We start from the raw sequence: 14,287 nt of genomic DNA, 5'->3' as shown, positions 1-14,287 counted from the left end.
CCTCGTACCCGCCCCGGCACACGGCGAACGCCGCCACGGAAGCCGTGGCGGCGCTCTGAGGCCGGGCGGCGGAGAGGGCGTTCGGGGCAGCTCAGCCGAAGAACACGCCGACCTCCGCGTACAGCTCCGGGGCGACCGTCTTCAGTTTGGCCGTGGCGTCGGAGATCGGCACGCGCACGATGTCCGTGCCGCGCAGGGCGACCATCTTCCCGAAGTCGCCGTCCCGGACCGCGTCGATGGCGTGCAGTCCGAAGCGGGTGGCGAGCCAGCGGTCGAAGGCGCTGGGGGTGCCGCCGCGCTGGATGTGCCCGAGGACGGTGGTGCGGGCCTCCTTGCCGGTCCGCTTCTCGATCTCCTTGCCGAGCCATTCGCCGACCCCGGACAGCCGGACGTGCCCGAAGGAGTCCAGCGACTCGTCCTTGAGGACCATGTCGCCGTCCTTCGGCATGGCGCCCTCGGCGACGACCACGATCGGCGCGTAGGAGGCTTTGAAGCGGGAGGTGATCCAGGCGCACACCTGGTCCAGGTCGAAGCGCTGCTCGGGGATGAGGATGACGTTGGCGCCGCCGGCGAGCCCGGAGTGCAGGGCGATCCAGCCGGAGTGCCGGCCCATCACCTCGCAGACCAGGACCCGCATATGGGACTCGGCGGTGGTGTGCAGCCGGTCGATGGCCTCGGTGGCGATGCCGACCGCGGTGTCGAAGCCGAAGGTGTAGTCGGTGGCGGACAGGTCGTTGTCGATGGTCTTCGGCACGGCGACGACGGGGACGCCGTACTCGTCGTTGAGGGTGGCGGCCACGCCCAGGGTGTCCTCGCCGCCGATCGCGATGAGCGCCTCGACCTCCAGCTTGGAGAGGTTCTCCTTGATCCGGCGGATGCCGTTCTCCTGCTTCAGGGGATTGGTCCGCGAGGAGCCGAGGATGGTGCCGCCGCGGGGCAGGATGCCGCGCACGGCGGGGATGTCGAGGCGGACGGTGCCGCCCTCCAGGGGCCCGCGCCAGCCGTCCCGGAAGCCGACGAAGTCATAGCCGTACTCCTGCACGCCCTTGCGGACGATGCCCCGGATGACGGCGTTGAGCCCGGGGCAGTCGCCGCCTCCGGTCAGTACTCCGACCCGCATGGAAATGTCCCTTCGCCGGGGTTGCCTGGTGAAGGCCACGCTAATGGTGATCCAGGTCACACAGGGATGGGCCGGAAGGGCAATTCCGCGGAATCAGCGGGTCGTTCGTTCACTCGTCGTCGAGTCCACGCTGTATCGCGTACCTGACCAGCTCCACCCTGTTGTGCAGCTGGAGCTTGCCCAGGGTGTTCTGGACGTGGTTCTGGACCGTGCGGTGCGAGATGACCAGCCGCTCGGCGATCTGCTTGTAGCTCAGGCCCTTGGCGACCAGCCGCAGCACCTCGGTCTCGCGGTCGGTGAGTTCGGGCGCCTTCGGCTGGTCGGCGTCGGCGGCGGGCGCGGGCTCCGAGGCCAGGCGGCGGTACTCGCCGAGGACGAGACCGGCGAGGCCGGGTGTGAACACCGGGTCCCCGACCGCCGTGCGGCGCACCGCGTCCAGCAGTTCCTCGGTGGACGCCGACTTCAGCAGGTAGCCGGTCGCGCCCGACTTCACCGCCTCCAGCACGTCCGCGTGCTCCCCGCTCGCCGACAGCACCAGGACCCGCAGGGCCGGGTTGTGGCCGACGAGTTCCTTGCAGACCTGGACGCCGGGCTTCAACGGCAGGTTCAGATCGAGCACGAGCACATCGGGACCGGCCGCCTTGGCACGGCGTACCGCCTGGTCGCCGTCGCCCGCGGTGGCCACCACCTCGAAGCCGGACTCACCGAGGTCGCGGGCGACCGCGTCGCGCCACATCGGATGGTCGTCGACCACCATGACCTTGATCGGGCCCTTGTCACTCATCGCTGTCCTGCCTTCCCCCGTGAAACCTTCGGTACCTTCAGTTCGACCTCCGTGCCCTGCCCGGGCACCGAGATCAGCTCGGCGCTGCCACCGAGGTCGCGCAGCCGCCCCCGGATCGACAGGGCCACCCCCATCCGCCCTTCGCCCTCGGCCTGGGCGAGCCGCCCCTCGGGGATGCCGGGCCCGTCGTCCCGTACGGTCACGATCACCTCGTCGGGCTCGTCCTCGACCAGAATCCACGCGCGCGCGTCGCCCCCGGCGTGCCGGTGCACATTGTCCAGGGCGGCGCCCACGGCCGCGGCCAGCTCCCGCGCGGCCTGCGACGGCAGCGGCACCGGGGCGCCCGGCTCGGCCAGGCTGACCTTCGCGGCGGCGTACGGGGCGAGCAGCGTCCGCAGGTCGACGGGCCCCGGGGAGTCCTCGGGTTCGTCGACGGCACGTACCACCGCCCCCGCGGCCAGGTCCTCCGACACCCGCGAGACGGGCGTCAGCCCGCCGGAGACCAGCGTGCGCAGCGCCACCTCCTGCTCGCCCGCCATCCGGCCCAGCTCGGCCGCCTCGCCGCCGAGGACGGCGCCGCGCCGCTGCACCATGGCCAGCACCTGGAGCACGCTGTCGTGGATGTCCCGCGCCAGCCGCTCCCGCTCCCTGGTCGCCGCCTCGATCTCCAGGGCGCGGGCGAGCGTGCGCTCGGAGGCGCGGGCGACCTCGACGACGTAGCCGATGGCGATGGAGGCGACCCAGACCAGGATCACGTTGTGGACGGTGTCGCGGGCCGGGGCGCCGCGCTCGACGAGGTTGGCCACGGCGACCGGCGTGGAGGCGAACGCCGCCCAGCGCCAGCCGCCCTTGATGGCGTACGCGAGGACGGAGCCTGCCGTCCATATCGACGGCAGGGTGGGGCCGCCGGTCTCGATGTGGTGCTCGTTGACGGCGAACGGGGTGAGGAGGATGCCGACGAGCGCGATGGTGAGGTCCGCGGCCAGGAAGCGCTTGGTGCAGGCGGCCTCGTTCTGGGCGCGGGGCAGGGTCGCCAGCGTCCACACGCACAGGACGGCGTAGTACGCGACGGCGATGGAGGGACGGTCGTACTTCTCGTACCCGGTGGCGAACAGGCCGACCGCGTACAGCATGGTCAGCACCCGGTAGCCGGTGAGCGCGCGCCACAGCGGCAGTTCGACCGACATCCTCATGACACGCTCGCGCTTGGCCATGGCCCCCCCTTTTTTCCGGTCGTTCGCCTCCGGGCGCCCTCAGCCGCCCTCCGGCTCACTCCCCACCCCCGGCCGAGCCCTGTCTCAGGACTCGGCGCGTTCCTTCTCCGCCTGCGCGAGCGCGGCCTTGGCCGCCTTCTCGGCTTCCTTCTCGGCCTTCGCCGCGTCCGCGATCTGCCGCTTGGCGGCCGTCGCGTACATGTCGACGTACTCCTGGCCGGAGAGCTTCATGATCTCGTACATGACCTCGTCGGTCACCGCGCGGAGCACGAAACGGTCGTGCTCCATGCCGTGGTACCGGCTGAAGTCCAGCGGCTTGCCGATGCGGATGCCCGGCCGCATGAGCTTGGGCATCACCTTGCCCGGCGGCTGGATCTTCTCCGTGTCGATCATGGCGACCGGGATGACCGGAGCGCCGGTGGCGAGCGCCACGCGCGCGAGGCCGCCCGGCTTGCCCCGGTAGAGGCGGCCGTCGGGCGAGCGCGTGCCCTCGGGGTAGATCCCGAACAGCTCACCGCGCTCCAGGACCTCGATACCGCTCTTGATCGCCGCCTCGCCCGCACCGCGCGCACCCGAGCGGTCCACGGGGAGCTGACCGACGCCCTTGAAGAAGGCGGCCGTCAGCCGGCCCTTCACGCCGGGCGTGGTGAAGTACTCGGCCTTCGCGATGAAGGTGACCTTGCGGTCGAGGACCGCGGGCAGGAAGAAGGAGTCCGAGAAGGACAGGTGGTTGCTCGCCAGGATCGCGGGGCCCTCGGCCGGAATGTTCTCGGCGCCCTCCACCCAGGGCCTGAAGGCGACCTTCAGCGGCCCTCCGATGGCGACCTTCATCGTTCCGTACAACAACCGAGTGCCTCCTGTGTCTGTCGATCAGACCTTAACCCGGAGCACCGGCAAAGGACCCGACGACCCTGGTCGGTGTCAGTGCGGTCGCGTACGGTGAAGTACCTGCGCACGACCCCACGCACACGCAACCGACCCCATGAACAGGAGACCGAAGGTGCCGGTCCTCCCTGGAGCCGAGCCGTTCCGCCATGAGGGCGGGCAGACGGGCGTCCTCCTCTGCCACGGCTTCACCGGTTCCCCGCAGTCGCTGCGCCCCTGGGCGGAGCACCTCGCCGAGCGCGGCCTGACCGTGTCGCTCCCCCTGTTGCCGGGCCACGGCACCCGTTGGGAGGACATGCAGCTCACCGGCTGGCAGGACTGGTACGCCGAGGTGGACCGCGAGCTGCGCGCCCTCACCGAGCGCTGTTCCGAGGTGTTCGTGGCCGGCCTGTCGATGGGCGGCGCGCTCGCCCTGCGGCTGGCGGCGAAGCACGGCGACGCGGTCCGGGGCGTGCTGGTCGTCAACCCCGCGAACCGCATGCACGGCCTCGCGCCGTACGCCCTTCCGGTGGCCCGTCACTTCCTGCGGTCGACGCCGGGCATCGCCGACGACATCGCCAAGGAGGGCCGGCACGAACTGGGCTACACCCGGGTGCCGCTGCACGCCGCGCACTCCCTGCGGGCCTTCTTCCGGCTGGTCGACGGCGAGTTGCCGCAGGTCACCCAGCCGCTGTTGCTGTTGCGCAGCGCCGAGGACCATGTGGTGCCGGCGGCCGACTCCGCGCGCGTGCTGAGCCGGGTGTCGTCCACGGACGTGACGGAGATCGTGCTGGAACAGAGCTACCACGTGGCGACGTTGGACCATGACGCGGAGCGGATCTTCGAGGAGAGCTCCGCGTTCATCGGCCGGCTCGCCGCCGGCACCGGCAGCAAGGAAGGGACGGCCGTACGTGGCTGAGTACGACTCGGACCGCGAGGACCGGGAAGGCTGGGAGAACCGCGACGAGCGCGACGGCCTCGGCGCGGAGGAGCAGCACGTCCCCTTCGACGAGGCCGCCGCCTGGGAGGCGATCGTCGCCGGGTACGGCGAGGAGCCGCCGGACCCGCCGGGCGCCAAGCCGTTCAAGTCGGTCGAGGACCTGGCCCTGCTGGAGCCGGAGACCAACGACACCGACACGGGCACCGACACCGGCACCGGCGCCGACACGGACGCCGGGAAGCCGAAGGCGGACGAGAAGCCCGCGCCCGCCAGGCCGCTGGGCAGCTCGGTCGCCTTCGCGCCCGGCGTGGGCCCGCGCGACTACACGGCGCCGGAGCCGACCGAGGACGACTTCGACGAGGACGACGAGGGCCACTTCGTCCCGCCGGAGCCGCCCCCGCTGCCGGACGCCGACACCACGGCCAAGTTCGCGTGGCTGGCGGTGCTCGGCGGCCCGCTGCTCCTGCTGCTGGCGGTACTGCTCCGCTGGGACATGACCTGGTGGCTCACCACGATCGGGATCGGCGGCTTCCTGGGCGGGTTCGCGACGCTGGTGGTGCGGATGCGGACGGACGAGGACGAGGACGACGATCCGGGGCGCGGGGCGGTCGTGTAAGTCCGTCAGCTCACCGGAACTCTGAGGGTGGCCAGGACCGGAAGGTGGTCCGTGGCCGCCCTCAGGTCTTTCTCCGGGAGGTCCGGCGGCACCCCGCAGCCGAGCACCTCGATGCCCTTCGTGGCGAAGATCGCGTCGATGCGCTGGTGGGGTTCGCTGTGGACCCAGGTGTGCTCGCCGCCGTCGGGGGCCACGGCCCAGCAGTCCTGGAGGCTCTCGGCCAGCCGGCGGAACGTGCGGCCACCGGGGCGTTCGTTGAGGTCGCCGCCCGCGACGGCGTGCTCGACGCCCAGGCCGGCGACCCGGTCGAGAAGCATGCCGGCCTGTTCGTAGCGCTCGTCCTTCTGGAGGCTGAGGTGACAGCTCAGCACGCCGAGCCGGGCGCCACCGAGCCGTACGACGGCGGTCGCGAAGCCGCGGCGGTGCCGGCCGGGCGTGAGCGGCAGGAGAACGTCCTCGGTGCGCTCGACGGTGGCGCGGAGGTCGCAGAGGATCGCCGGGCCCGCGGCGGTGCCGCCGCCGGTGAGGATGACGAGGTCGGCGGCGCGGGCCAGGCGGGCGAGTTTCTTGCGCCAGCGGAAGAAGCGGGGGGCTTCTTGAACGAGGACGAGGTCGGGGGCGCAGGCCTTGATGACGCGGGCCAGGGCCGCGGTGTCGTCGCGGAGGGAGCGGACGTTGTAGCTCAGGACTCGGACGAGGGCTGAACTCTCGGGGGGCATGGCGTCAATGTACGCCCACTGGCTCGGGGCGCAGGGTTCGTGCGCGACTGCCGGATCGTCGTGGCTTGTCGCGCAGCTCCCCGCGCCCCTGAACAGCCCTGCCCCACCGCTCGATCACATGATCGGATCGGGCTCCCGTGCCAGGTCGGCAGCCCCGACCATCCCCGCCTTGTTGCCCAGCTGAGCGGCGATCACGTCCGCCACCGGGCGCCAGTTGCCGCCGACCAGCCAGCGCTTGTACGACTTGCGGATCGGGTCGAGGACCAGCTCGCCCTCGTCGGAGAGGCCGCCGCCGACGATGAAGGCGGAGGGGTCGAAGAGGGAGGCGAGGTCGGCGAGGCCGGCGCCGGCCCAGCGGGCGAGCTCGCGGTAGGAGTCGACGGCGACCGGGTCGCCCTGCCGGGCGGCGACGGAGATGTGCTTGCCCTCGATGCCCTCGGGGGTGCCGTCACCCAGGGCGAGCAGCACCTCGGCGCGCTCCGGGGTCGCGTTGGCGCGCTGCTTGGCGTACCGGACGAGGGCGCGCCCCGACGCGTACTGCTCCCAGCAGCCCTGCGAGCCGCAGCCGCACAGCAGCCCGTCCGGCACCATGCGGATGTGGCCGAACTCGGCGGCGACGCCGAAGTGTCCGCGGCGCAGCTTGTTGCCGATGATGATGCCGCCGCCGAGGCCGGTGCCGAGCGTGATGCAGATGACGTTGCGGTGGCCCTTGCCCGCGCCGAACTTGTACTCGCCCCATGCGGCCGCGTTGGCGTCGTTCTCGACGACGACGGGGAGGCCCACGCGGGCCTCGACCTCCGCCTTCAGCGGCTCGTTGCGCCAGTCGATGTTGGGCGCGAAGTAGACCTCGGAGCGCTGCCGGTTGACGTAACCGGCGGCTCCGATGCCCACGCCGACGATCTCGTGACCTGCGCGCGCGCCCTCGACGGCGGAGGCGATGGCGTCCACGATGCCCTCGGGCGTGCCCGGGGTCGGCACCTTGAAGGTCGAGAGGATGTTGCCTTCCTCATCGACCACGCCGGCCGCGATCTTCGTGCCGCCGATGTCGACGCCGATGGTGAGTCCCATGAATCCCTCAGTTTCGGTCGAGCCCCGCTACGGCCCACCGTACCCGAGGGCGCTCTAGTCCAGGTCGATGCGCTCCCCCGGACCGGGGCCCTCGCCGCCCTCCTCGGGCTTGGTGTCCCGCTGGGTCCAGCGCTGTTCCTGGGCCTGGACCGCGGAGCGGTAGGCGGCCAGGAGTTCGCTGCCGGCGGCTGCGAGGTGGTCGAAGACGTCCGGGTTGCGTTCGATGACGGGCTCGACGGCGGCCTTGGCCTGCTGGACGACCTGCTGCACCACCTGCTGGGCGGCCGGTCCGGCGACCGCCCCGAGCAGCGGCGACTGGATCGACGACAGCTTGTCGGTGACGGCGTCGACGAGTCTGCGCAGTTCCTCGGCGGCCGAGCCGGGCGGCTGGCCGTGTTCGGCGCGGCGGCGGGCCTTCTCCGCCGCGAGGTCCTCGGCACACGCCGTCGCCCAGGCGTCGGCGTCGGTGGCCCGCACCTCGTCCACAGCCTCATCGGCCTCTGACGGGCGGAGCTCTTCGCTCATGACGGACTCCTGACTGCGGTTCGTCCCTACGACGTTACCCGAACGGCCGCACCGGATTCACCGTGTCTCCGGCCAGAGATCCGGGTCCGGCGCGAACCGCACGCGCAGCTCTCCGTCGCGCAGCGCGGCCCCGGCGACGGTGCAGCGGCGCAGCGCGGAGGGCAGGGGCACGATCCGCCGGAACCGCCCGGCGGTGACGACGAGTTCGTCACCGCGCCGGATGAGGTCCAGCTCGTCGCGCACCGCGCCGGGCAGCGGGAGGTGCCACACCAGCACGCCGTCCTCGGCGAGCCGGTCGGCGACCGGCCACTCCACCCCGGACGGCACCTGCGGCGCCCCGGGCGCACCCAGCTCTTCGAGGTCGTCGAGGCCGCGCGGGTCCCGTCCGGAGTGGGCGACCTCCACGACCTCGTACGCCTCCCGCCACTCCTCCAGCGCCTTGCGCTGCTGGGCGACGGCCCCGGCGAACCGGCTGTCGGCGGGGACGTCGGGGAGGACCCGGTTCGCCAGCAGACGGTCGGGGCTCAGCCCGCGCAGGGCGAGCCCGAGGGTGGCGGCGCGGACGGCGTCGGCACCGGCCGGCCCCGGCTCGGCGACGAGGCGTACGGCCGTCTTGCGGTCGGCGATGACGGCCTCGACGGCGGCGAGCTCCAGGTCCCACCGCGCGGTGGTCTCGTACAGCCACTCCGACGGCATCGGCACCCCGGCCAGCCGGCCGAGCACGGGCCTGAGCGCCCGCGCGGCCTGTCGCTCGGGGGGCAGCAGCCGGCGCAGATAACGGCGCAGTTCCTCGGGGAGCGCGAGGAGGGCGAGGGCCTGCGGGGTGGGCGGGAGGTCCACGACGAGCAGGTCGTGGCGCTCGGACAGGGCCGCGTCCCGGAGCGCGCGGAGAAGCGTGAGCTCCTCCGCGCCGGGCAGCGGGGTGACCTCTTCGGGATCGAGGCGGGAGGCGCCGAGCAGGTCCAGGACGGAGGAGGCGCGCTCCTGGAAACCGGCGAGATCGTCCCGGAATCCGGCGGTCGCGTCGGGCCGCCACGCGGTGAGCCCGTCGCGGACCTCCACCGGCCGGGGGCCGGTGGCGACACCCAGGACCGCGCCGAGGGTGTCGGTCCGGTCGCCGCTGAGGAGCAGGGTCCGGTCACCCGCGCGGGCGGCGGCGAGTGCGGTGGCGGCGGCGACCGTCGTACGACCGCTGCCGCCGGGACCGGTGATCAGGAGGGTGCGCATGGGAGTGAACGGTAGATCCCCATGCGGTGAATCCCTACTTCGCCCCCGACTCCACCCGCTTCTTCAGCCCGGCCAGCGCCCGGTCGATGATGACCTTCTCGGCCTTGCGCTTGATCATCCCGAGCATCGGGATCTTGACGTCGACGGTCAGGACGTAGGTGACCTCGGTGGCACCGGTGCCGGTCGCCTTGAGGAGGTACGTGCCGTCGAGCTGGCGCAGCATCTGGGACTTCACCAGCGTCCAGGAGACCTCGTTCTCCCCGGTCCACGTGTAGCCCAGCACCTGGTCGTCCTTGATGGCGCCGGCGTCCATGACGAGCCGTACCTGCTCGGCACGGCCGGAGGCGTCCGTGGCCAGGACCTCCGCCTGCTTCACCTCGCCGGTCCAGTCCGGGTAGCGGGCGAAGTCGGCGATCACCGCCATGACGTCGGCCGGTGCCGCCTCGATCGTGATGCTCGAGCTGGTGTGTTCCGCCATCGCCGTGGCTCCTCCAGATGCGGGCCGGTAGGTCATGAAGCGTGCGCACGTGTGTGCAGCGTGAAGGCTACCGCGCACGTGAGCGGCCGACTTCACCGACCGGTCACCCTTCGGGCCACCCGCCGTCCGGGCCGCTCGCGTTCACGCCCCTCACCCTTCGAGCCACCCGCCGTCCGGAACCCTCACCATTCGAGCGCCCACGGTGTGCCGCTCCCCGCGAAGTGCCCGACGTTGACGCACTCGGTGGCACCGATCCGCATCCGGCGGACGAGCGGCTGGTGGACGTGGCCGAACAGGGCGTACCGCGGCCGGGTGCGCCGGATCGCGTCCAGCAGTGCCCGGCTCCCCCGTTCGAAGCGGCGCGCGACGGTGTCGTAGACGAGCTCCGGGACCTCCGGCGGGATGTGGGTGCACAGCACGTCCACCTCGCCGACCGCCTCGATCTTCGCCGCGTACTCCTCGTCGCTGATCTCGTACGGGGTGCGCATGGGCGTGCGCAGGCCCCCGCCGACGAACCCGAAGACCCGTCCGCCGATCTCCACCCGCTCCCCGTCCAGGACCGTCGTGCCCGGTCCGGCGTACTCCTCCCACAGGGGCGGCATGTCGACATTGCCGTAGGTGGCGTACGTCGGGGTCGGGAACGCGGCGAACATCTCGGCGTACTGCTTGCGCACCGCTTGCTCGATGGCGCTCGCCCGGTCCGTACCGATCCCGGCCCACAGGCGGGCGCCGAACTCGCGGGCCTCCTCGAAGCGGCGGGCGGTCCGCAGTTCGACGATGCGATCGGCGTTCTCCTCGCCGAACAGGTCGGGGAAGATGCCGCGGGAGTGGTCGGCGTAGTCGAGGAAGAGGACCAGGTCACCCAGGCAGATCAGGGCGTCCGCACCCTCGCCGGCGCCGGCCAGGTCCCGGGCGTTGCCGTGCACGTCGCTGACCACATGTACGCGTGTCCTCCGGTTACCGGCGGGTGTGGGTGCCATGACGATCAAGGGTAGGCGTGTGCGGCATACGTGAACAGTGGCGGCCGGACCTGCGGTTACTGGCCAGTCGTCAGACGCCTCGACTACTGTGCGCTGAGAAACACCAATCCGTGTGACGCAGCGAACATCTCGCCGGGACCCCCTGTCGGAGACGCCATACCGGCGGGTAACGTCCGGGCAGTCCAGTCGTGCTCAGGATTTCAACCAGTGGCTGCAACCATTTGAAGAAGCCTGAGCACCTGCCCGAGCCTTGGACCGCACCGTCGCATCGCACAACGTCGTGGCGCCGGCGCCTTATGAGGAGCAGCAGTCTTGCGCGAGTTCAGCCTTCCGGCTTTGTACGAGGTCCCTGCGGACGGAAACCTCACCGACATCGTCCGCAGAAACGCCGCGCAGCATCCCGATGTCGCCGTCATCGCCCGCAAGGTCGGCGGTGCCTGGCAGGACGTGACGGCCACGGCCTTCCTCGCGGAGGTGCACGCGGCCGCCAAGGGCCTCATCGCCTCGGGGGTGCAGCCCGGCGACCGGGTGGGCCTGATGTCGCGGACCCGCTACGAGTGGACGCTGCTCGACTTCGCGATCTGGTGTGCGGGCGCGGTCACCGTCCCGGTGTACGAGACCAGCTCGCCCGAGCAGATCCAGTGGATCCTCTCCGACTCGGGCGCGACCGCCTGTGTGGTGGAGCTGGACAACCATGCCGCCGCCGTCGAGTCGGTGCGCGACCGGCTGCCCGCCCTCAAGCACGTCTGGCAGATCGAGGCCGGCGGGGTGGCGGAGCTGGGCCGGCTCGGGCAGGACATCAGCGACGCCGCCGTCGAGGAGCGCAGCTCGCTGGCGAAGGCGGACGACCCGGCGACCATCGTCTACACGTCCGGGACGACGGGCCGCCCCAAGGGCTGTGTGCTGACCCACCGCAGCTTCTTCGCCGAGTGCGGGAACGTCGTGGAGCGGCTGCGTCCGCTGTTCCGCACCGGCGAGTGCAGCGTCCTGCTCTTCCTCCCGCTCGCGCACGTCTTCGGGCGGCTCGTGCAGGTCGCGCCGATGATGGCGCCGATCAAGCTGGGCACCGTCCCGGACATCAAGAACCTCACCGACGAGCTGGCCTCCTTCCGGCCGACGCTGATCCTGGGCGTCCCGCGCGTCTTCGAGAAGGTCTACAACTCGGCGCGCGCCAAGGCGCAGGCCGACGGCAAGGGCAAGATCTTCGACAAGGCCGCGGACACCGCGATCGCGTACAGCAAGGCGCTGGACACCCCGTCGGGCCCGTCCCTCGGTCTGCGGCTCAAGCACAAGACCTTCGACAAGCTGGTCTACAGCAAGCTGCGCGCGGTCCTCGGCGGCAAGGGCGAGTACGCCATCTCCGGCGGCGCCCCGCTGGGCGAGCGGCTCGGTCACTTCTTCCGCGGCATCGGCTTCACGGTGCTGGAGGGCTACGGCCTGACCGAGTCCTGCGCGGCCACCGCCTTCAACCCCTGGGACCGGCAGAAGATCGGCACGGTCGGCCAGCCGCTGCCCGGTTCGGTGGTCCGGATCGCCGACGACGGCGAGGTGCTGCTGCACGGCGAGCACCTGTTCAAGGGCTACTGGAACAACGAGGCCGCGACCGCCGAGGCGCTGGCCGACGGCTGGTTCCACACCGGTGACATCGGCACCCTCGACGAGGACGGCTACCTCCGGATCACCGGCCGCAAGAAGGAGATCATCGTCACCGCGGGCGGCAAGAACGTCGCCCCGGCCGTGATCGAGGACCGCATCCGCGCCCACGCGCTGGTCGCGGAGTGCATGGTGGTCGGCGACGGGCGGCCCTTCGTGGGCGCGCTGGTCACCGTCGACGAGGAGTTCCTGGGCCGGTGGGCCGCGGAGCACGGCAAGCCGGCGGGTTCCACCGCGGCGTCGCTGGCCGGGGACGCGGACCTGAACGCTGCCATCCAGGCCGCGATCGACGACGGCAACGCCGCGGTGTCGAAGGCGGAATCGGTGCGGAAGTTCCGCATTCTGTCCTCCCAGTTCACGGAGGAGTCGGGCCACCTGACGCCGTCCCTGAAGCTCAAGCGCAACGTGGTGGCGAAGGACTACGCGGACGAGATCGAGGCGATCTACCAGAAGTAGTCACTGCGGTACGCGACTTATGGCGCGGTGTCCTCCACGAGGACCCGCGCCATCGTCCGTTCCGCGAGCGCGGTGATCGTCACGAACGGGTTGACGCCGATCGACCCGGGCACGAGCGAGCCGTCGGTGACGTACAGCCGCGAATACCCCTTCACCCGGCCGTAGTTGTCGGTCGCCTTGCCCAGCACGCAGCCGCCCAGCGGGTGGTAGGTGAAGTCGTCGGCGAAGGTCTTGTTGGAGGAGCCGAACAGGTCGGTGCGGTAGATCGTCACGTTCGCCGAGTTGATCCGGTCGAAGAGCTTCTTGGCCATGCCCGAGGACACCGCGCTCTGGGCTGCGGTCCAGCCCAGCTTCACGCCGTCCGTGGCGCTGTCGTACGTGAACGCGGCCCGCTGAGGGTTCTTGGTGATCGCCAGGTAGAGGCTGACCCAGTGCTCCAGGCCCGTGGGCAGGGGGGCGATCTCGGCGAAGACCGGGTTGGCGGTGTTGGCCCAGTCGTCGATGCCCATGACCGGCATGGTCGACTGGTTCGCCCCGACCGTGTCCCACAGGTGGTTGGCCCGGCCGAGCATGGTGTTGCCGTTGGGTCCCCACCCGGCGCCGACGCTCGGGTCCAGGGCGGGCAGGGTGCCGGTGTCCCGGGCGCGGACGAGGAGTTCGGTGGTGCCGAGGCTGCCGCCGCCGAGGAACAGGTAGGTGCAGCTGTACTGCTTGGTCTCGACGACCGTGCCGGCGTCGTCGATGCGGTCGGCGGTCAGGATGTACGAGCCGTCGCTCGCCCGGCTGATGGCCCGCACCCGCTCCATCGTGTTGATGGTGACGTTCCCGGTGCCGAGCGCGGCGGCGAGATAGGTCTTGTCGAGGCTCTTCTTGCCGTGGTTGTTGCCGTAGATGACCTCCTGGGCGAGCGCCGACCTGGTCGCCGTCCCCGCGGCCTCCTTCTGCATGTAGGCGAAGTCGTAGGTGCTGGGCACGAAGGTGGTCCTCAGGCCGGTGTTCTGGGCGTGCTTCCGGGAGATCCGGGTGAAGCGGTACCACTCCGTCGACTCGAACCAGGTGGGGTCGACGGTGTTGACGCCGAGCATGGAGTTGGCGCGCGGGAAGTACGTCGCGTACATCTCGTCGGCGTCGACGGTCGGGAACTGTTCGGCGAAGTACGACTTGAGCGGGGTCACCGCCATGCAGCCGTTGACCAGTGAGCCGCCGCCGACGCCCCGCCCCACGAACACCGACATGTGGTCGAAGTGCACCCGGTCCAGGACGCCGGGGTAGGGGCTGATGTCCTTGTTGACGACGTCCAGCCACAGGAAGGTGGCGAGCGGTGCCTCGGTGCGGGTGCGGAACCACATGGAGCGCTGGTCCGGGGCGGCGGTGGAGCAGAAGATCTTGCCGTCGGAGCCGGCGGTGTTCCACAGCCGGCCCATCTCGATCATCAGGGTGCGGATGCCGGCCTGGCCGAGGCGGAGGGCGGCCACGGCGGCGCCGTAGCCCGAACCGACCACGATGGCCGGGGCGTTGTCGACGGCGGCCGGTTCCACGGCCGACGCCGACTCGAGACCGATGCGGGTGAGACCGGACGCGGCGGCGGTCTGGAGGGCCACCATGCCCAATATGTGACGTCTCGTCAGCTGACGCTGCATCAG

At 71.3% G+C, this 14,287-nt stretch carries 14 protein-coding genes; 3 read left to right on the top strand and 11 right to left on the bottom strand.

Annotation, left to right across the window (positions count from 1 at the left end; translation table 11 throughout):
• Positions 1 to 91: 91 nt before the first annotated feature.
• From DI272_RS35695 to DI272_RS35680, 4 genes are all read right to left on the bottom strand, one after another.
• Complete coding sequence (locus DI272_RS35695; protein WP_109499311.1) at positions 92 to 1,120, bottom strand: 6-phosphofructokinase; 1,029 nt, start codon at positions 1,118 to 1,120, stop codon at positions 92 to 94.
• A 109-nt stretch (positions 1,121 to 1,229) separates the two neighbouring features.
• Positions 1,230 to 1,904: a response regulator transcription factor gene (locus tag DI272_RS35690; RefSeq protein ID WP_109499310.1), complete on the bottom strand. Its 675-nt coding sequence runs from the start codon at positions 1,902 to 1,904 to the stop codon at positions 1,230 to 1,232.
• Complete coding sequence (macS, locus tag DI272_RS35685; RefSeq protein WP_109499309.1) at positions 1,901 to 3,118, bottom strand: MacS family sensor histidine kinase; 1,218 nt, start codon at positions 3,116 to 3,118, stop codon at positions 1,901 to 1,903. Before macS ends, DI272_RS35690 begins: the two co-directional genes overlap by 4 nt.
• 84 nt (positions 3,119 to 3,202) lie before the next feature.
• Positions 3,203 to 3,949, bottom strand: a complete 747-nt coding sequence (locus tag DI272_RS35680) for a 1-acyl-sn-glycerol-3-phosphate acyltransferase (RefSeq protein WP_109499308.1) — start codon at positions 3,947 to 3,949, stop codon at positions 3,203 to 3,205.
• Between the two features lie 169 nt (positions 3,950 to 4,118).
• On the opposite strand from DI272_RS35680, the gene DI272_RS35675 reads away from it, so the two are divergent.
• Entirely contained in the window at positions 4,119 to 4,901 is a 783-nt protein-coding gene (locus DI272_RS35675; protein ID WP_109499307.1) for a carboxylesterase, read from the top strand.
• Positions 4,894 to 5,538, top strand: coding sequence for a hypothetical protein (locus DI272_RS35670; RefSeq protein ID WP_109499306.1), 645 nt, complete (start codon positions 4,894 to 4,896; stop codon positions 5,536 to 5,538). The genes DI272_RS35675 and DI272_RS35670 overlap by 8 nt, the downstream gene beginning before the upstream one ends.
• A gap of 5 nt (positions 5,539 to 5,543) precedes the next feature.
• On the opposite strand, the gene DI272_RS35665 is transcribed toward DI272_RS35670, so the two are convergent.
• The 6 genes from DI272_RS35665 to DI272_RS35640 all read right to left on the bottom strand — a co-directional run bounded on the left by DI272_RS35665 (position 5,544) and on the right by DI272_RS35640 (position 10,535).
• Positions 5,544 to 6,257, bottom strand: a complete 714-nt coding sequence (locus tag DI272_RS35665) for an endonuclease/exonuclease/phosphatase family protein (RefSeq protein ID WP_109499305.1) — start codon at positions 6,255 to 6,257, stop codon at positions 5,544 to 5,546.
• 114 nt (positions 6,258 to 6,371) lie between these two features.
• Positions 6,372 to 7,325 (bottom strand): ROK family glucokinase, encoded by a 954-nt coding sequence (locus DI272_RS35660; protein WP_109499304.1) that lies wholly within the window; start codon positions 7,323 to 7,325, stop codon positions 6,372 to 6,374.
• 54 nt (positions 7,326 to 7,379) lie between these two features.
• Positions 7,380 to 7,850 carry a DUF5304 domain-containing protein gene (locus tag DI272_RS35655; protein ID WP_109499303.1) on the bottom strand — a complete coding sequence of 157 codons (471 nt, stop codon included), beginning with the start codon at positions 7,848 to 7,850 and terminating at the stop codon, positions 7,380 to 7,382.
• Positions 7,851 to 7,907: 57 nt separating this feature from the next.
• Positions 7,908 to 9,077 (bottom strand): ArsA family ATPase, encoded by a 1,170-nt coding sequence (locus DI272_RS35650; RefSeq protein WP_109499302.1) that lies wholly within the window; start codon positions 9,075 to 9,077, stop codon positions 7,908 to 7,910.
• A 34-nt stretch (positions 9,078 to 9,111) separates the two neighbouring features.
• The gene (locus DI272_RS35645) at positions 9,112 to 9,555 is read right to left on the bottom strand and encodes an SRPBCC family protein (protein ID WP_109499301.1); all 444 of its coding nucleotides are present in this window, start codon (positions 9,553 to 9,555) and stop codon (positions 9,112 to 9,114) included.
• Between the two features lie 182 nt (positions 9,556 to 9,737).
• Entirely contained in the window at positions 9,738 to 10,535 is a 798-nt protein-coding gene (locus DI272_RS35640; protein WP_109499300.1) for a metallophosphoesterase, read from the bottom strand.
• Between the two features lie 312 nt (positions 10,536 to 10,847).
• Here DI272_RS35640 and DI272_RS35635 point away from each other — a divergent pair, with 312 nt between their 5' ends.
• Complete coding sequence (locus DI272_RS35635; RefSeq protein WP_109499299.1) at positions 10,848 to 12,644, top strand: long-chain fatty acid--CoA ligase; 1,797 nt, start codon at positions 10,848 to 10,850, stop codon at positions 12,642 to 12,644.
• Positions 12,645 to 12,661: 17 nt separating this feature from the next.
• Here the strand turns inward: DI272_RS35635 and DI272_RS35630 are convergent, their stop codons facing one another.
• Complete coding sequence (locus tag DI272_RS35630) at positions 12,662 to 14,248, bottom strand: GMC oxidoreductase (RefSeq protein WP_109499298.1); 1,587 nt, start codon at positions 14,246 to 14,248, stop codon at positions 12,662 to 12,664.
• Positions 14,249 to 14,287 lie beyond the last annotated feature (39 nt).

The organism is Streptomyces sp. Act143, assembly GCF_003143935.1.
In the GTDB taxonomy this organism is placed as follows: Bacteria; Actinomycetota; Actinomycetes; order Streptomycetales; family Streptomycetaceae; genus Streptomyces.
Note: the sequence above shows the minus strand (reverse complement) of the source record. Positions and strands in the feature narration are given on the sequence as shown.